This window comes from Akkermansiaceae bacterium (assembly GCA_024233115.1).
Lineage (GTDB): Bacteria > Verrucomicrobiota > Verrucomicrobiia > Verrucomicrobiales > Akkermansiaceae > Oceaniferula.
Map to the genome: position 1 here is coordinate 19,996 of JACKQB010000001.1, position 17,950 is coordinate 37,945.

At 54.3% G+C, this 17,950-nt stretch carries 18 protein-coding genes; 15 read left to right on the top strand and 3 right to left on the bottom strand.

Annotation, left to right across the window (positions count from 1 at the left end):
* Positions 1 to 22 precede the first annotated feature (22 nt).
* The 4 genes from xrtU (at position 23) to truA (ending at position 6,089) form a co-directional block, all read left to right on the top strand.
* A complete protein-coding gene (xrtU, locus tag H7A51_00095; protein MCP5534617.1) occupies positions 23 to 1,696 on the top strand; it encodes an exosortase U in 1,674 nt (557 codons plus the stop codon).
* Between the two features lie 135 nt (positions 1,697 to 1,831).
* Positions 1,832 to 3,526 carry a hypothetical protein gene (locus H7A51_00100; protein ID MCP5534618.1) on the top strand — a complete coding sequence of 565 codons (1,695 nt, stop codon included), beginning with the start codon at positions 1,832 to 1,834 and terminating at the stop codon, positions 3,524 to 3,526.
* 107 nt (positions 3,527 to 3,633) lie between these two features.
* Positions 3,634 to 5,163 carry a sugar transferase gene (locus H7A51_00105; GenBank protein MCP5534619.1) on the top strand — a complete coding sequence of 510 codons (1,530 nt, stop codon included), beginning with the start codon at positions 3,634 to 3,636 and terminating at the stop codon, positions 5,161 to 5,163.
* A gap of 167 nt (positions 5,164 to 5,330) precedes the next feature.
* Positions 5,331 to 6,089, top strand: a complete 759-nt coding sequence (gene truA / locus H7A51_00110; GenBank protein ID MCP5534620.1) for a tRNA pseudouridine(38-40) synthase TruA — start codon at positions 5,331 to 5,333, stop codon at positions 6,087 to 6,089.
* 110 nt (positions 6,090 to 6,199) lie between these two features.
* Here the strand turns inward: truA and H7A51_00115 are convergent, their stop codons facing one another.
* The 3 genes from H7A51_00115 to H7A51_00125 all read right to left on the bottom strand — a co-directional run bounded on the left by H7A51_00115 (position 6,200) and on the right by H7A51_00125 (position 9,305).
* Complete coding sequence (locus tag H7A51_00115) at positions 6,200 to 7,366, bottom strand: pyridoxal phosphate-dependent aminotransferase (GenBank protein ID MCP5534621.1); 1,167 nt, start codon at positions 7,364 to 7,366, stop codon at positions 6,200 to 6,202.
* A gap of 188 nt (positions 7,367 to 7,554) precedes the next feature.
* Complete coding sequence (locus H7A51_00120; protein MCP5534622.1) at positions 7,555 to 8,406, bottom strand: 50S ribosomal protein L11 methyltransferase; 852 nt, start codon at positions 8,404 to 8,406, stop codon at positions 7,555 to 7,557.
* Positions 8,407 to 8,486: 80 nt separating this feature from the next.
* A complete protein-coding gene (locus tag H7A51_00125; GenBank protein MCP5534623.1) occupies positions 8,487 to 9,305 on the bottom strand; it encodes an ion transporter in 819 nt (272 codons plus the stop codon).
* Between the two features lie 279 nt (positions 9,306 to 9,584).
* Here H7A51_00125 and rplM point away from each other — a divergent pair, with 279 nt between their 5' ends.
* The 11 genes from rplM (at position 9,585) to H7A51_00180 (ending at position 17,921) form a co-directional block, all read left to right on the top strand.
* A complete protein-coding gene (rplM, locus tag H7A51_00130) occupies positions 9,585 to 10,016 on the top strand; it encodes a 50S ribosomal protein L13 (protein MCP5534624.1) in 432 nt (143 codons plus the stop codon).
* A gap of 38 nt (positions 10,017 to 10,054) precedes the next feature.
* The gene (rpsI, locus tag H7A51_00135; GenBank protein MCP5534625.1) at positions 10,055 to 10,450 is read left to right on the top strand and encodes a 30S ribosomal protein S9; all 396 of its coding nucleotides are present in this window, start codon (positions 10,055 to 10,057) and stop codon (positions 10,448 to 10,450) included.
* A 36-nt stretch (positions 10,451 to 10,486) separates the two neighbouring features.
* Complete coding sequence (locus H7A51_00140; GenBank protein MCP5534626.1) at positions 10,487 to 10,642, top strand: small basic protein; 156 nt, start codon at positions 10,487 to 10,489, stop codon at positions 10,640 to 10,642.
* A gap of 264 nt (positions 10,643 to 10,906) precedes the next feature.
* Positions 10,907 to 11,791: an rRNA pseudouridine synthase gene (locus H7A51_00145; GenBank protein MCP5534627.1), complete on the top strand. Its 885-nt coding sequence runs from the start codon at positions 10,907 to 10,909 to the stop codon at positions 11,789 to 11,791.
* A 63-nt stretch (positions 11,792 to 11,854) separates the two neighbouring features.
* Positions 11,855 to 13,807: an acetate--CoA ligase gene (gene acs, locus H7A51_00150; GenBank protein ID MCP5534628.1), complete on the top strand. Its 1,953-nt coding sequence runs from the start codon at positions 11,855 to 11,857 to the stop codon at positions 13,805 to 13,807.
* Between the two features lie 46 nt (positions 13,808 to 13,853).
* Positions 13,854 to 14,729 (top strand): hypothetical protein, encoded by an 876-nt coding sequence (locus H7A51_00155; GenBank protein ID MCP5534629.1) that lies wholly within the window; start codon positions 13,854 to 13,856, stop codon positions 14,727 to 14,729.
* A gap of 58 nt (positions 14,730 to 14,787) precedes the next feature.
* Positions 14,788 to 16,281 (top strand): NAD(P)H-hydrate dehydratase, encoded by a 1,494-nt coding sequence (locus H7A51_00160; protein MCP5534630.1) that lies wholly within the window; start codon positions 14,788 to 14,790, stop codon positions 16,279 to 16,281.
* A 50-nt stretch (positions 16,282 to 16,331) separates the two neighbouring features.
* Positions 16,332 to 16,619, top strand: coding sequence for an ATP-dependent Clp protease adapter ClpS (clpS, locus tag H7A51_00165; protein ID MCP5534631.1), 288 nt, complete (start codon positions 16,332 to 16,334; stop codon positions 16,617 to 16,619).
* Positions 16,616 to 17,083 (top strand): hypothetical protein, encoded by a 468-nt coding sequence (locus H7A51_00170; GenBank protein ID MCP5534632.1) that lies wholly within the window; start codon positions 16,616 to 16,618, stop codon positions 17,081 to 17,083. The genes clpS and H7A51_00170 overlap by 4 nt, the downstream gene beginning before the upstream one ends.
* A 225-nt stretch (positions 17,084 to 17,308) precedes the next feature.
* Entirely contained in the window at positions 17,309 to 17,488 is a 180-nt protein-coding gene (locus tag H7A51_00175; GenBank protein ID MCP5534633.1) for a hypothetical protein, read from the top strand.
* Positions 17,448 to 17,921 (top strand): hypothetical protein, encoded by a 474-nt coding sequence (locus H7A51_00180; protein ID MCP5534634.1) that lies wholly within the window; start codon positions 17,448 to 17,450, stop codon positions 17,919 to 17,921. Before H7A51_00175 ends, H7A51_00180 begins: the two co-directional genes overlap by 41 nt.
* Positions 17,922 to 17,950: the final 29 nt, after the last annotated feature.

Here is a 17,950-nt window from a genome sequence, read left to right on the forward strand (position 1 = left end):
GATGGCGGATCAAAGAAGAGTGATGTTACGGAAAGAAATATTTCATAAGCATTGGAGAGCATGGGCGATAGCGGGCTTGATGGCTCTGCTGTGTTTGCCCATGTTGGTGGAGTATTTTTCCGTATTACAGGTAAAGGACTATTACAAGCTCTGGCCTTTGCTGGTGGCCGTTATCGCTGTTTTATTGGTCCAGCGTTGGCGGCGGGCTCCCGTGGCGGATTGTTATGCTCCCCGGTGGAGCGGGAGGATACTCCTTTTGGTGGCGCTGCCACTCATGCTGTTTTCTTTACTCTACTACACACCTTGGGTGGCTGCGGTGGCCTCGATTGTTTTCCTTGCAGTAGGGGCTCTCCATATTTCCAATTTTAGAAAAGTGGAGAACCTGTTTGGCATGTGGTTGCTTTTACTATTATTCTTGAGACCTCCCTATCAAATGATGTTGCGGGTGATGGTGTGGATGGAAAATATCAGCAGTAAAACAGCATCCCAGATACTCGACTACGCCAGTGTGATTCACACCGTGCAGGGCAACGTGATCGCCCTGCCAGTACATGATTTTCAAATCGATGAAATTTGTAGTGGCTGGGTGTCTGTCGTGAGCACCCTTGCTACAGCGGCAGTAATTGCAGTCGTCAGAAACCGTGCGCTGTTGCACAGTGTTTCCTTGTTGATGTTGGCGGTCGTATCATCATGGATCATGAATATTTTCCGTATTCTGATTCTTCTCAGTGTGAAGGTTTGGTACGACGTTGATTTACTGTCCGGTGTCTATGTTGTGTTTTACCAGTTGTTTTCTATGTTGGTTGCATTGGTCCTTGTGCTGTGTGCTGACTCCTTGGTTTCGTTTTTTCTATCCAAGCGACAAAGCGAGGTGCGTGACCGTGATACCAGCACGCGTGCCGCTGGCGGGTTGCCGAGGCTGTGGGAATATGCTGCTGCACTTGAGGTGTCGCGTGTGTTAAGGCGTTTTGCATCGACTCGTGTCCACCGTGTGGGTGGGATTCTATTTGGGATGTTGTCCATGTTGTTATTGGTTTTTATAGCTGTTGAAGTTGCCGTGATCTATTACCGCCCATTGGTTACCAGTAGAGAATTCATGTATGGTGAAGACCAGTTGACGAAAATCGGCAAAGACTCGGTGGTTTTCGACAGGCCGGGATGGGAAGTTATCCAATACAACGAAGAAAAACGTGATTTTGCCAGTATCTGGGGAGCTCTGTCCAGCACCTGGAGGCTCAAGTATCATGGGCTGACGGTGATTATGTCGTTAGATTATCCGTTTGATGACTGGCACGATGTCAAAGCCTGCTACAGTAATATTGGTTGGAAAATTTCCAAGGAGCACATCGTCGACAATGCCCCCGCTTTTCAGTGGCCGGCTTCAGAAACTGAAATGGTGTTACCCAATGGGGATGCGGGGTTTATTTTATGTAGCCACTCAGATCATCTAGGCAATACCGTAGAGCCAAAACCAACCGAGCATAATTGGACGATGACGCTTTATAGGCTTCATCCGGATCGGATGACCCCTCCTTTTGGTGGCACGACGGACAGGGCAAAACGCACCTTCTACCAAACCCAGTGCATGGTGGCAACGCCTGTTCCCCTCGATGAATCCACCAAGGAGGAGGTCAGGTTGATGTATGCCCAGTTCCGCGAGCAGACAAGGCAGGCCATTGCACTTCGTGGAAGGTAGGAGTGTGGGAGTTGAAGGTCGAAAGTCAGCAAGTTAAGCCCGGGGAAAGTTTCAAGTTTCAAGCTTTCAGTTTTTAGTCTAGGAGTCAGCCATCCGCCATCAATCATCCGCCATCGTACCAAGGGCTCGCAGATAATGAACAACCCCTATAGTCATCCCAGGTTAACAAGGCTCAAACGTATTTCCAAACTACGTTACGCTTTGGCTCTACTGAGCCAGTTTCCGAAGTATGTTGGCTGGCAATTATCCCGGCTCGTACCTGATGAACTGGGTCTGTTGATCCGCCGCAGATTCGGATTTTTAGCGGTACCATTCAAACAATTGGCGGATTTCCTTCGTTACTGGATATCCACCAGGCCATGGAAGAAGCTGTTGATCGGATCCCCGTTGTTGTTAGTGTTGATCTGGATCTTTTCGACACTTTTTCTCGCCAAAAGCCAGACGGATGAAGAGCTTTACGGTGACTATCGGAAAAGTCTCCTGAACGCAACCGGTCAGGGGAATTATAAAGTAGCCGATTTCCTGGCGGGTAAGCTGCTGATGAACCCAGCCTATGAACGGGACGAGCCGTTGCTCTTTGCATCAATGATCGCAGCTCACGAAAATGGCAATATACCACGTCGGGATTTGTTGTTGGCCAGGTTGACCGGGGAATTGAACTCCCCGAGGGCGCACATGTGGCAGGCATCACGACTGCTGTCGATCAGAGCCTCTGGCGAGGCCAATATTACCCAGGCGGTCGAGCATATAAAAAAGGCCATCCTGTTAAGTGACAATCCTGATCCGATGAAGGTGCAGTTGGTGAATATCTATTTCCAACAAGGCCGTTACCAGCAGGCCATATCAATTCTCGACGAGCTTAAGTCAAATGACTACGGTATTGGAACTCTCAAGGCCAGTCTCTACTTGGCGGATGGGGATAAAGACAAGGCTTATTCATTGGCTACTGATGTATTGCATCGGATGGATGAAGAGAATCCTGAAAAGGACAAGTATTTCAAAGACCGGTTGGATGCTCTCACTGTGCTTTCTGATCTAGGGGGCAGTTTGAGTGGGGTGAAGAAAGAGTTGTTAGGACTGTCTGTGCAGCTGGAGGATAAAATGCGGGTGAGCCCTGACGATGAAATACTCAAGCCCTTGTTAGTAGGCTGCTATATGGTGGTGGGGAAAATATTGCTCCAGGACAGTGACGAAATTGAACGTCGCAAAGCGTTGATCTACCTGGAGAAGGCAATTTCTGTGGATGAGGTGCCCTATCGTATGGGGGGCTTGGTGCTGTCTGCCAGTAATCTGGACTCAAGCGGCGGCTTGACGGAACAACAAATGCGGGATGCGCTGGTCAATGGCGATGGTGTGGCGATCGCTCACGTCTTTCTGGGTTTGGATGCTTGGAAAAAGGACCTGATGGATGAGGCGGATTTTCATTTCCGTATTGCTTTTGCATTGGAGCCAAACTCGATGAGGGTGGTAGAGTTTGTGGCCATCAATGTTGCCCAGGCTCCAAAAGAGGGGGCCCTGAACCCGTTTCGACTGTCGCTTGAGAATGAGGCTCTTTGGCGACGGGCGCTACGCTTGCTGAAGATGGCCTCGATGATTGATGCATCAATGTTTGATCGCAACCTTTACACGCAAAGCATTATTTTATCCAATAGGCAACGATGGGCGGAAATTCCCATTTTGGTCGAACCTCACCTCGATAAAATATCCGGCTCATACCGTGCGAGGTTTTTACAGTTGCTGGTGCGCGCCTATAGTGAAATTGGAGATAGGGTCAAGGTGGCGCAATACACGAAACTGCTGAAGGCCGCAGTGTCCGATGATCAGGAATAAGCCGGATCATGATCTGGTGGAAGCTGGGTATAATCCATTTGACGTTTGATGAAAAGTAGTGGTAATGACGCTCCCGCTTGGCATCGGGATTCAACAACAACACACACATGCCCCCACAGTCCGACCATCCAGAGCATACGGATCGTATGAAAGACACGATGCCGCAAACTGCTCCGAGAGACGTTTCCGTTGGCTCCTTATTTGAGGCCGACATGGAAGGAGTTCAGGGGGTGGTTCATTGGAAGCGAGCTTTTGTCCGGCACGAGTATCCGCTGGTTCTGCTCATGACCGACGTGCTGTTGATCGCCGCCATTTTCAGCATCGTGGTTGCTTTAAGATACGATGTGGAAATTGCCCAGGCTGTCAGTAGAAGGGTGTTGGCTGTGATCGAGTTCGCTAGCATTACTGGCGTTGCGATGATCGGGGGGTATTCTTACTTCACCGATAGCAGTCGATTCAGGTTTATCAGCGAACATATCATCGTGTCGATAGGCGTGTTTGTTGGTGTCTTCTTTGCGATCTATTCGTTTGTGTCATATGGATACAAAATGAACTCCGGACGAAGCGTCGTGGCAGCGACGTTGATTGTCTTTCCCGTCATATCGATCGCCTACCGTTATTGCCTGGCAAAAATTAAACTGGCCTACCAAAAAGGCAATGCCCTCTGTATCATCGGGGCTGGTTGGGCGGCAGTGGACCTCTATAGGCGCTTGAAGGAGAGGCGATCGACGTATGAGGTGATCGTGGTTGACCCGTTCGGGAAGGATGTCGGCAACAATCTGGTCGAAGGTGATTCGGGCTCCCCATTGGTGGAACCCATCGAGGAGATCGCTTTCAACTCATCAATGCATGGGCGCTACGTGGAAAACTACGTGGTGGCGAGCCCGCTCAGCGATCTCCCGGAAGACCTTGTCAAGCGCCTGGCCGTGGCCCAGTTCAGTGGTAATAACGTATGCTCGTATGAAGCCTATCTGCGGGAGAAGTTGATGATTATACCACCGAGTGAGGTAACGATGGCCTGGGCACTGGAGGAGGGGTTTTTGCTCAACAAGAATGTCACCTATGACCGGGTTAAGCGCTTTGGCGATATCATCTTCGGCCTGACGGGTTTGATTGTCTTCGCCCCCGTTTTTGTCATCATCGGCATCCTGGTTTGGGCAACGAGTAAGGGGCCCATTATTTTCAAACAAGAGCGTGTCGGCAAAAGGGAGGTGCCATTTACTCTCTACAAATTCCGTAGTATGAAAGTGAGGTCCGAGAAGGGCTCGATGTATACGGAGAAAAACGACTCACGCCTGACTCCGGTTGGAAAATTTCTGCGTAAGACCCGACTCGACGAGCTCCCCCAGTTCTGGAATGTGCTCAAGGGGGACTTGAGCTTGATCGGGCCACGGGCCGAATGGACGGAGCTGGTCAGAGGCTATGAACAAAAGTTCCCCTACTATCATTTTCGCCATGCGGTGAAGCCTGGGATTACCGGCTGGGCACAGGTCAATTATTCCTACGGTGCCAGTGACAAAGATACGGTGGAAAAATTGAACTATGACCTCTACTACGTCAGAAAACATTCGATGGTGTTGGATGCCATCATCATTGTGAAAACAATCTACATCGTGCTTTTTGGACGGGGGCAGTAAGCGCGCTCCACACGCGATGGCGGATGGAGCCCTTCGGGCGATAGCGGATGGCTCATTTCGGATGGTGGATGATTCAGGATGTGATTCGCTATCCGCCATCAAAAGAAGCAACCTCGTCTTGAATAAGGCGGGGTTGTTTCTTTTTTGAGATATGCCTAAGCTCGTGCGTGCGATTGAAATTGACCATAGCCTATGATGGCAGGCCCTTTGAAGGCTGGGCGACCCAGCCGGGTGGCAACACCGTGCAGGATTTGATCGAAAAGGCAGTATCCGGAGTCGCCAAGGAAAGGGTCCGTATCCATGGGTCGGGTCGGACCGATACGGGGGTGCACGCTGCCGGACAGGTGGCTCATTTTGATGTGCCTGCCGGGTTGACGATGAACCCGTTTAACTGGGTGCCGGCATTGAATACCAAGCTGCCGTCGACAATCCGGGTGATGGACTGTGAAGAGGTTGCCGCCGATTTCCATGCGCGTTTTTCAGCCAGCGAAAAGACATACACCTATGACCTTTGTCTGGCTCCGGTTTTACCCCCACTCATGGCTGGGCTGGCATGGCATTTGCCCCGGCAGTTGGACCCGGTGTCGCTGGAGCAGGCTCTGGAGATTTTACAAGGAGAGCACGACTTCATGGCCTTTGCCGCGAAACGTGGCAATGAAACAGAGTCAACCAGTTACCAGCGAAACTTGCGGGTTTGCAAACTGGCGACCACTGAGAACGGCTACCGGCTGAGCTACACGGGAAGCGGGTTTCTCTACAAGATGGCGCGTCTCCTGACAGGCGCTGCCGTGTATGCCGCCCAAGGTCGATTGCGTCTCGACGATCTTCAATCGTTACTCGATCAACCACCCGGCCTTCCCCATGGTCGATCTCCTTTCTGTGCCCCTGCCGATGGCCTCGTATTGGCTCACGTTTCCTACCCCTAAAAAAACACGGTAAGCCGTAAGGCCTACCGTGCTGAAAATTTGAAATTCTTGACCTCCATAGCCTTGGCGACGGAGGTTGGAGTTTAAAGCTTGGAGTTTCCGCGCAGCGGTCAGTGCGCCTTGCAGAACTCCTCGAAACGGGTCAGACCCTCGTTCAGCACGTCAAGTGTGGTGCAGTAGCTCAAGCGGACGCTGTTGTCGTTTCCGAAGGCAATACCAGGAACGGCGGCGACACGGTAGCGGGTCAGTAATTTATCACAGAGGTTGACCGACTGGAGACCGAGTTCAGTGGTATCAATGAGGCAGTAAAATGCGCCCTGGGGCTCGGTGACCTTGATGTTGGGGATGGCACTGAGCCGACCATAGACAAACTGCCGGCGCACATCATACTCGGCATTGAGGTCCGTGATGAAATCCTTGCCGCCTTGAAGGGCCGCCAGGGCACCATACTGGGCGAAAGTCGTGGCATTCGAGCTGGTGTGTCCTTGAATCATGGAGATGGCCTCCGCAAGGGGTTTGGGGGCGGCGGAATAACCAACGCGCCATCCGGTCATCGAGTAGGCCTTGGAAAATCCGTTGACGGTGATCGTCAGGTCGTAGAGGTCTTTTCCCAGGGAGGCAATGCTGGTGTGCTTGGCTTCACCGTAGACGAGGTGCTCGTAAATTTCATCGGCCAGGATAATGATGTCCTCATACAGGGCGACTTCACCGAGGGCGCGGAGTTCGTCTGCGGTGTACACGGAACCGGTCGGGTTTCCGGGTGTGTTGAGGATGATCATCTTGGTGAGGCCGGTCATGTTTGCCTCGAACTGCTCGGGTGTGATCTTCCAGTTGTTCTCGGCGGTGGTTTCCACGAAAACGGGAACGGCCCCCGCGAGGCGGACCATCTCAGGGTAGCTGACCCAGTAGGGTGACGGGATGATGACTTCGTCACCTTCTTCACAGACGGCGAGGATGGCATTGAAACAGGCTTGTTTGGCTCCGCAGCTGACGACCACCTGGCGCGGGTCGTAGTCGATGCCGTTGTCCTCCTTGAGTTTGTTGGCAATACCCTCGCGCAGCTCGGGGATACCTGCGGCAGGGGTGTATTTTGTCTTTCCTGCGCTCAGTGCCTCGACGGCGGCCTGTTTGATGAAATCAGGTGTGTCCTGATCAGGCTCGCCACCGGCCAGGCCGTAGATTTCTTCGCCCCGGGCCTTCATGGCCTTGGCTTGATTGGTGACTGAAAGGGTGAGAGAAGGGGTGACCTCGTTAACGCGTGATGAGATGGATTCCATGGTGCTTTGTGGTTGAAAACAGTTAAAAACAGTTGGGTATGTTAGCTCCCGCAACAGGGGCAACAGTGGTTTTCACAAGCACCCCCCTACGAGATGGTGAGGACTAGTTATCTGATGATTTCGCCGATGCAAGCTAAAACCCTTATGATGGCGGATGAATGATGGCGAATCCAATCATCCGCCATCCACTATCCGCCATCACCCGCACGGCGCGCCCGGGCTGTGGTCCACTTGCCCTTGCGGATCACTTTGGAGAATCTGAGTCCGTATTTTTCAGCGACTGCACGGGTTTCGTCCCATTGGTCGTGAAGGATGCCGGAGATGACGAGGTCGCCCATCTGCTCCATGCTCCTTACGATCATAGGGAATGCTTGTTGGAGGATGGTCGAAAACATGTTGGCGACGACTACGGGCCAGCTGCGGTCCGGTTGCCACTTGAGCACATCAGCCTCAGTCATTTTGACCAGGCTGACCCCGTTGCGGCGGACATTGCGGCGGGCGACCTTGATTGCCTGGGGGTCGAAGTCCATCCCGTGGCAGTGGTGGGCACCCAGCATCCGGGCGGCAATGGCGATGACTCCACTGCCGGTGCCGAGGTCAAGCATATCCCAGTCGGTGTTGGCTCGCTCCTTGGCTATATCCACAAGCAATCGCATGCAGGTCGAGGTGGTGGCGTGGTCGCCGGTGCCGAATGCCATGTCGGCGGGAATCTGGATGATGTGTCGGCCTGGAAATTCCGCCGCGAGTTTTCCGCGTGCATCGTCGTCGCGCGAGCCTGTGATGATCACAGAGCTGCGGATGCGGATGGGCGCTCGTAGAGGTTCGGTGACGGCGGCCCAATTTTTGTGAACCAGTTTACGGATGCTGCCACCGAACTGTTTTTTGATTTTCTGCGCCTCCTGCTCCGTTTTGGTATAGACCTCGACCCGGATCGTCTTATGGGCCTTCAGTTTGGTGATCACCGTGTTCGGATTGCCGTAAAAACGGTCCTCCCACGCATCCATCCACTGGGCACCAGAGAGTTTTGACCATATCCACATGAACCCACTCAATCATATAACATGGGCTGATTGGAACTAAAATATATGAAACCGACCCGGGAAATCTGGAAATGGGGCGGTTATTTGAGTTTTTCCCCGCATTTCCGACAGTAAACGGCGTCAAGCAGGTGCCCGTGGACACCACACCCCGGGCATGCATCGGTGGTTGCGTCCTGTTTCATGGCCTCACGCACCATATCCCCCGCAACAATTCCCGTTGGCACCGCGATGATGGCGTAACCTGCCAGAACCATGAATGAGGTGATCAGCTGGCCCAGGGGCGTTTGTACGGTCAAGTCACCATACCCCACGGTTGTGATGGATACGACCGCATAATAAATACTCACCGGGATGCTGGTAAACTGGGAGCCCTCGACACCCGATTCAACCAAGAAGATCAAGGTGCCGGCGATCATGGCAAAAATCAGCATGGCAAAGAAAAACACGGTGATTTTTGCACGCGAGGCCGCCAGTCCCCGTAATATGGTGTCTGCACCACGGACGTGATGCACCATTTTGAGAACCCGGAACATCCGCAGCAACCTGAGCAGCCGGATCACAGCAAAGTGGCTCCCACCCGCGAATATCAGGGCCAGATAGCTGGGGAGGCAGGAGAAGAGGTCGACGATGCCATAGAAACTGAAGATATAGCCGGCGGGACGGCGAACCAACCAGATCCGCAGCAGGTATTCCAAGGTGAAGATAACTGTAAACACCCATTCCGCGACGATGAGCAGATGGTGATACTTCGCTGCAATAGGATCGACACTCTCGAGCATGACCGCCAGGACACTCAGTCCGATGACACAAAGCAGGGCGATATCGAAAAATTTGCCACTTGGGGTCTCGGCTTCGAAAACCACCTTCCAGAGTCGCTGGCGGAATGAATCAGGGTCGATGGCCCGTGTGTTGGCATCGTTTTCTTCTGGCTGCTTGTTCTCCACGGCCCCGAACTTGCGCAATCTTGGCCAGCTTGTCAAATATCCGCTCCCGCCCGGACCGGTGGCAAGGTGGAATTTTTAAAACTCCCCTAGATTTGGGTTGACATGTCATTGCCTCACTCCTAGTTTGCGCGCCCCTCGACATGAGGTGGGTGGACGTTTCCGCCCTGGGAAGCCGACTGGATTGCGTGTCAATCAGGCAGTTCAGTCACCAACTAACAACCAAAAAAAAGAACAATGAAAACTTTTTCAGCCAAAGCTCAGGATGTTGAGCGCAAATGGTATGTGATCGACGCCGAAAACAAGGTGCTTGGTCGTGTCGCTGTTGAAGCCGCCAATCTCCTGCGCGGTAAAAACAAAACCATCTTCACCCCGCACGTTGATACCGGTGACTACGTCATCATCACCAACGCTGAAAAAGTTGTCCTGACCGGCAACAAGGAGAGTGAGAAAATCTACACGCGCTACACCGGTTACGTAGGTAATCAGAAAGTCGAGACTCCCAGGAAAGTCCGCGTCCGCCGCCCCGAGCTCCTGCTTGAGCGTGCTGTCCGCGGTATGATCCCCCACAACAAGCTGGGTGACGCCATTTACAAAAAGCTCAAGGTCGTTGTTGGTGCCGAGCACAACCACGAGGCGCAGCAGCCGGAAGTCTACGAAATCGCTTAATTACACGGTCAATCATCAATCTTTAACTACATCATCTCATGAGCGAAGCCACTACATACTGCGCCACAGGTCGCCGCAAAACATCCGTTGCCCGTGTTTGGGTCACCCCGGGAACCGGACGGATCACTGTCAACAACTCCCCTTTCGAGGATTACGTTCCTACCGTCACCCTCCAGAACTCGGTTCTCGAGCCATTCCAAAAGTGCAATCTCGTCAATAAATACAACGTCAAAGTCGTCGTCAAAGGTGGCGGGATCGCAGGCCAGGTCGGTGCCATCCGCCTCGGAATTTCCCGTGCTCTTGTTGCTCAGGATGAGGAACTCCGCCCCGCACTCAAGGAAGCCGGCCTGATGCGCCGCGACCCTCGCCAGAAGGAGCGTAAGAAATACGGCCAGCCCGGCGCCCGCAAGAAGTTCCAGTTCTCCAAACGTTAATCCCCGACTTATTCAACACAGCCAACCTAAAAAGCTATGTCCAAACATTCATCACTCAAGTTGTCCGGCGGTGCCGGTGGAAAACGTTCCGTGCTCAAGCGATTCGAGCGTATCAAACTGCTTAAGGAGCGCGGCCAGTGGAAAAAAGGCAAGAGTCCGATCGGCCTGCCGAAAACCAAGCCCGAGGCCTAAGCCGCAACCCACCATATTCCTTCAAACCCGCCCCATGAAAATCATCGGGCGGGTTTTTTATGGAAGGGAGCGTGGGCGTCCCGCCCGCCTCTCCCCGTCGAGATCCCCCCCACGTAAAACAGCTTCGCTGCACGTGCTTACACCCAAAAATCCCACTGAACACACCCGCCGCGTGAGCCAAAGGCTCTGTACGCGACAACCCAAGTCTCCAAATTTGGTATTTGAAAATTGGAGTTTGGAATTTAAAACTTAAAACACAACATCATGTCATCAGAAACTCAAGGCATCCGACTCAATAAATACCTCGCCTCCTGTGGCGTGGGTTCCCGCAGGGCATGTGATACCATGATTCTGGAAGGCGGGGTTTCAGTGAACAACAGTCGCTGCATCAATCCCGCAACCCGCATCGGACCCGATGACGTGGTGCGCGTCGGGCGGAAAAACGTCAGCCCCAAAACGACCGAGGTCATTCTGCTCAACAAACCCCCCGGCCTTGTTTGCACCGCCAGCGATGAACTGGGCCGTCAGACGATCTACGACATCCTCCCACCCAAGATGAGGCACCTGAAAAATGTCGGCCGGCTGGATAAGGAGTCCGAAGGCATGCTCATCCTCACGAACGACGGCGAGCTGGCCTTGAAGCTGACCCATCCTCGTCAGAAGGTGGAGAAGGAATACCTTGTCACGGTCAACCAGGCGTTTTCCAACGAGGTGATCGACCACTTGATCAACGGTGTCCATACACCCGAGGGCCGCGCCAAGGCGAAGTCGGTGCGCCGCGTTTCCCCACGCCGTGTCCGCGTCGTCTTGGAAACCGGGCTGAAACGCCAGATCCGCTACATGTTCGAGGCGGTGCACCTGAAGGTGACCAAGCTGGTGCGCACCCGCATCGGAATGCTCGAAGGCGGCGGCCTCGAGCTCGGCCGCTGGCGCACGCTCGAGGCAGCGGAAATCGAGGCCATCCAGCAGAATCCCAAAGCCCGGAAAGTTCCCGAGGATGTCATCCGCGCTGCGCGCAAACGCCCGGCAGGTAAAAAAACAGCCCGCAAAACAGCCAAAAAGGCAGTCCGGAAATTCTCTCCCAGCAAGCCATCCGGCACGCTGGCTGGGAAGTCGGCGAAAAAAGTATTCCGTCGGCGAAAAAAGTAGTTTGTCCTTCCGCTGCCCACTGTTTAGTTTCTCCAAAGAATATCCCATTAACCTCGACCATTCATGAGCAACAACATCGAAAGCCACCTCAGCGAAGACCGCGAATTCAAACCTTCCAAGGAATTTTCCCAAAAAGCCCGCATCTCCAGCATGGCGCAGTATAAAAAACTGCACAAGGAGTCGGTGGAGAATCCCGAGGTCTTCTGGGCGCGCGAGGCCAAGGAACTCCAGTGGGATAAAAATTGGACCAAGGTGCTCGATTGGAAAGCCCCCTACGCCAAGTGGTTTGTCGGAGGTAAAACCAACATCTGCGTCAACTGTGTCGACCGCCATGTCAACGAAGGCCGGGGTAACAAGGCCGCCATCATCTGGGAAGGTGAGCCGGGCGACAAACGCACCCTGACCTATAGCCAGATGCTGCGCGAGGTCTGCCGCTTTGCCAACGTGTTGGAAGCCCATGGTGTCAAGGCCAGGGACCGTGTGCTGATCTATATGCCGATGGTTGCCGAGGCCAGTATCGCGATGCTCGCCTGCGCCCGCATCGGCGCAGTCCACTCCATCGTCTTCGGTGGTTTTTCCGCTGAATCGATCAAGGACCGCCTCGAGGACTCCCAGGCGAGCTGTGTCATCACCGCCGACGGTGGTTGGCGTCGTGGCGGTGTCATCGACCTCAAGGCCAACGTGGACGAGGCCTTGGAAAAAGACAAGACGGTCAAAAAAGTCATCGTTCTCAAGCGCACCGGCAATGAGGTGAAGATGAAAAAGGGCCGCGATGTCTGGCTTCACGAAGAAGCCGCCAAGGTTGCCGGCACCCACAAGGCAAAATCCTTCGACAGCGAGCATCCCCTTTTCATTCTCTACACCTCCGGCTCCACCGGCAAGCCCAAGGGGATTCTCCACACCACAGGCGGCTATATGGTCAATACCTACTCGACCTGCAAGTACATCTTCGACATGCGCGATGATGACGTTTACTGGTGTACAGCCGACGTCGGCTGGATCACCGGCCACTCCTACATCACCTACGGGCCGATGCTCAACGGGGTCACCCAGGTCATGTATGAAGGTGCCCCGAACTTCCCCGATTTCTCCCGCTTCTGGCAGATTGTCGAGGAATACGGCGTCACCATTTTCTACACCGCCCCGACCGCCATCCGCGCCTTCATCAAGGCCGGTGATGCGCTGGTGGAAAAACACGACCTGTCATCACTCCGTTTGTTAGGAACCGTCGGGGAGCCAATCAATCCGGAGGCCTGGATGTGGTACTACAACAAGATCGGCGGCGGACGCTGCCCGATCGTCGACACCTGGTGGCAGACCGAGACCGGCGCCATCATGATTTCCCCCATGCCCGGCTGCACACCGATCAAGCCGGGCACCGCAACGCTGCCGTTCTTCGGCGTCGATGCCGCCATCCTTGATGAAACCGGTGGGGAATGCAAAGCCAACGAAGGCGGCCGCCTCGTCATCCGCAAGCCATGGCCCGGTATGCTGCGCACCATCTATGGCGATAAACAACGCTACAAGGACACCTACTGGGGCGACTACCCGGGTATGTACACCGCCGGCGACGGAGCACGCCGCGATAAAAAAGGGAACTTCTGGATTGTCGGCCGACTCGATGACGTCCTCAACGTTTCCGGCCACCGCCTCGGCACCGCCGAAGTCGAAAGTGCACTCGTCGCACACAAGGCCGTCGCCGAGGCCGCCGTGGTCGGCCGACCCCACGAGATCAAAGGCCAGGCTGTCTGCGCCTTTGTCACCTTGAAGTCAGGCATCAAGGAAAGCGACGCCTTGCTCAAGGAGGTGCGTGACCACGTCGGCAAAGTGATTGGAGCCATCGCCAAACCGGATGATATTTATTTCACCCCAGCCTTGCCAAAAACAAGATCTGGTAAGATTATGCGCCGCCTTCTCAAGGAACTCGTTGCCACCGGCACAGCCACCGGCAACATGACCACCCTCGAGGACATCAGCGTGGTCCAGAGTCTCCAGAAAATGGTCAACAAAAAGTAGCCTGAATGTGACTAGCCCGCTCCCCGATCCGTCACTCTAATTACCGATGAACAGCACACGCTACATGATAGCCCGCCTGTTGCTGTCGTTTGGCCTTCACCGGAAGAACAAGCGGCTCTCCGAGGCCGCCGACGAGATGCATCTGCTACGTATGGCCGAGGAAATCCTCGGTGAGGACGTCTGGGAGCAGGCCGAGGAAATCGAGGCTCTCAGTGTGGAATACTGGAACCTGCGCAAGCTGACGATCCAGAGGGATAAACTGCAGGAATTGGCGGCCCAGGCCGGTGCCGTTCTGGATACCTCCCATGAAGAGCGCAATGCCATTCTAAATCAAACCAACCAGGCGTGCCTCGCCCTGGAGAAAAAACGCGACGCCCTGATATCCAACTCCGAGTCGCTCATTGCTGAACGCGATAAAATCATCGCCCAGGCGCAGCAGATCAGACGTAAGTTCGATGCCTCCCGCACCAAGGTCCAGGTCCTGAGTGGTGAGGCGGGTACTGCGGAGATCATCAAGCTCGAACGCAGTAAACTGGCCGGGTATAAAGTCGATTTTGCCGCCCTGAAAGCCCAACGCGATGAGGTGGGTGAGCGCATCCATGTTCTTGACGAAAAGATAAGGCGTATCGAGGAGGCCATTGCCGAAGATCGTAAAAAATTGCGTGTGGAGGCATCCAGCGCCTACCAGAGTATTGGCAAAGCCAACCGCGATATGTCCAAGCTCACAGCGGATATCGGTTTGATAGACCTGGAAATGAAGGAGCACCACTGCGAAATCGGGCGTTATGTTAGTAATCACGCCGGCAGTGATCCGGTTTGCACAAAAATTTGCAAAGACCACGCCCATCTGGTGGCACAGATGCAAAGTCTGCGTAGTTCGATTGCGCTGAACCACAAGCTGGCCGCCATGGCCGGTGTTTGACCGGTGGCAAAGTTCGTGATCGTATTTTGATCCGCCCTGTGGTTTGATTGGCAACGGTATGGGAAGTATCACATGTGCGGAAATGCGGCGCTTGGAGGAGGATGCTTTTAAACAAGGCTCCACCCCCGAAGGGCTGATGGAAAAAGCCGGTTGTGGTATCGCCGCCGCCATTCTGCGGAGATACCACGTTCCAGGTACGGCTGTCGCCTGCATAGGCTCGGGAAATAACGGCGGTGATGCGCTGGTGGCGCTCCGCTATCTCGCAGAGGCAGGGTGGAAAATAGGAATCCGCTGCCTGCACGCCCCTACCGAACTCGGTGTACTGCCGCGCAAAAAATGGCGCCAGCTACCCGACTGCCCGGTGAACTCCCTCTTGCCTGACACCGGCACGGGTGGTGCATTGGTTTTGCTGGATGGTTTGTTAGGTATCGGTGCCAAGGGGCCGCTACGTCCACCCCTGGCCGAGCTGGCAGCATGGATGAACCGCACCAGGGAATCCCACCACGCCCAAACCATCGCCATGGACATTCCCTCGGGGCTCAATGGAGATACCGGAGAGGTGACCGATGGAGCGGTAATCGCGGACCTAACATTAACCATTGGCGTGCCCAAAGCCGGGTTGTTTTTTACCCCGGCAGTCAATCATACCGGTTCGATTGAAACGGTGCCGATTGCGGAATTGCCAATCCCCGATGATCAATCACCCACGCTCAATGACGTGCATAGCCTGCAAGGTGTCTTGCCGCGTCGACCCCATGGTTTTCACAAAGGCGATGCAGGCAGGGTAGGTATCGTCGCTGGCGCAAAGGGGATGTTAGGTGCTGCCGTATTGTGCGCCACGGGCGCACTGCGTGGAGGGGCCGGGCTGGTGACCCTGTTTACCGATCCGTCCCTCTATCCGGTGATGGCCCCGATGCTGCCACCGGAGGTGATGTTGACTCCCATTGATTCGCTCAACGCCATGGATCCTTCCCGGTTTGATGCCCTCGCCGTCGGACCAGGTCTCGGCGCAGCAGCCGATGCCGGCGACGGTGAGCTTTTGTCACTGCTCCAAAGAACGGCCATCCCGCTGGTCATCGATGCCGATGGCTTGAATCGCATCGCGCACGCAGGGGCCGGTCCGTATATCAAAGCCAACACCATCCTGACGCCTCACCCAGGGGAATGGGCACGGCTGTTTCCGGGGTGGGCTATGATGGACCGACTCGATGCATGTGAGAAATTCACCAACACGTATGAAGGGTCGGTTTTGTTACTCAAGGGCGCACGCAGCCTGATAGCGAGGTCCGGTAAAGCCATCTACCTCAACGGCACGGGTAATTCCGGCATGGCATCCGGAGGACAAGGCGATGTGCTCACGGGGGTGATTGCGGCGTTGCTGGCCCAAGGTCTCGACAGCGTGGATGCCGCCCGCATGGGGGCATGGTTGTGCGGTCGTGCGGCCGAGCTTGCCATCAGCCATGGGAATGCGTCAGCCCAGTCGCTGACGGCCGGGGATGTTTCTGATTGGTTAGGCAGGGCTTTTCGTGACTTATCCTGTTGGACGATGTGATTTCCCTTGATTCCTAGCTCTTCCAGCTTACCTCTTCCAAAGTATCGCCGATGCCCAGCTCAAACCCCACCACCAAGAAAAAACAAAAAACCAGGAAGCAGCAAGACCTGCCTTGGAATGTCGTTGTTCTGGATGATCCGGTGAATTTGCAGAGCTACGTAACCATGGTTTTCAAACGTGTCTTCGGATACCCCCAGGCCCGTGCCGAATCCCTGATGATGGAGGTGCATACCCTGGGGAGATCAGTCGTCTGGACCGGCACCCGTGAAAAAGCCGAATTCTACGTGCAACAGCTCCATAGTTGGCAACTTCAAACCACCATGGAAAAAGCAATATGAAAGTCCTTCCCACACTCGAAGGCGGGTTGTGTATCATCCCTGAATCCGAATCCGACTGGATGGAGTTGGAGATTATCTGCTCGGATGCTGTCAGGCCTGCCCACCTCGCGGAGTCGCTGGCGGATTTGATGGATGCGGACAGTGACTGGGAGGAATATGTCGTGCCGGATCTTGAGGAAAACTTCAACAGCCAGTGCCGCTACGTCGGCGCCGCGATCACACACGCGCGGGACCACAACGAGCGAGCGGTATTCATCACCCGGCCCCAGGCCGAAAAATGGTATGGTGCCATCAACCAGGCCCGCCTCTCACTCGAGGCAAGGTACAAGCTGGCAGCCATTGACGGGATCGAGGGACCCGGCCCCGAAGCCGCCCCCGAACTCCGCAGTGCCTATTTCAGGGACCGGTTCTACCTTTTTCTCCAGAGCATGCTGCTGGAGTATGTCATGGATGTGATAGAATGAGTGGGCGTGAAAGGGTGGATGAAACGTTTGTCCAATCTTTGGTTTGTAGCAGAATACGCGCAACAAAAAGCGTTAGATGTCTAGCGCATCTACATGGCAGAGTGCAGTGGAAATGCCCCATGGGTCGTTAAAATAGCTGTTGGCTGGTTGTCAGGTGCCGCAATAGTGTCGCCTTGATTAAACAACAAACCTTGCGCCGTAGGGGAATGAGACTATACTCAAACCATGGAATCGGAGCTTCGTGAACGAACCAAGAAAGTGGTCGGAGGATCGCTCTCCGAACTGCCTCCGTTGCAGCGTCTTGAGATTTTACGCCGCAATGCGGCTCTTCTCAGAGGCGGCCCGGCCAAACTCCCCACCGACGATGGAACCTACGTTCGAAAAATTGTTGGCGCGCCTAGCTGAGGCAAATGTGCGTTTCATCCTCGTAGGAGGAATTGCGGTTACCTTGCATGGTTATGTTAGGCTTACGGAAGATGTGGACATCCTCATCGATAACACACCTGAAAACATCCAGGCGTTTCTAGACACCATGTCAGGCTACGGGGAGGGTTTCGCCCGTGGCTTGGGGATAGCGGATTTCGATGACGAGGAAGGTGCTATCCGCATTGTTGAAACCGTTGAAGCATCGCAAATTGATGTTTTTACGGTGATGTCTGAACGCAAATATGAGGATTTGAAGAAAAATGCCGATGTGTTTAAGCTCAAGGAGTATCATATTCTCTATGCGTCGAAACAGGACCTCATCAGCTTGAAAAGTAAATCACTGCGCGAGAAAGACCGCCTGGATGTCATGGCACTTCAAAAACTTCAGGAGGATCCAAGGGCATTCGACTGATGTATCTCTGGGTTCTGAGTTGGCTGAGT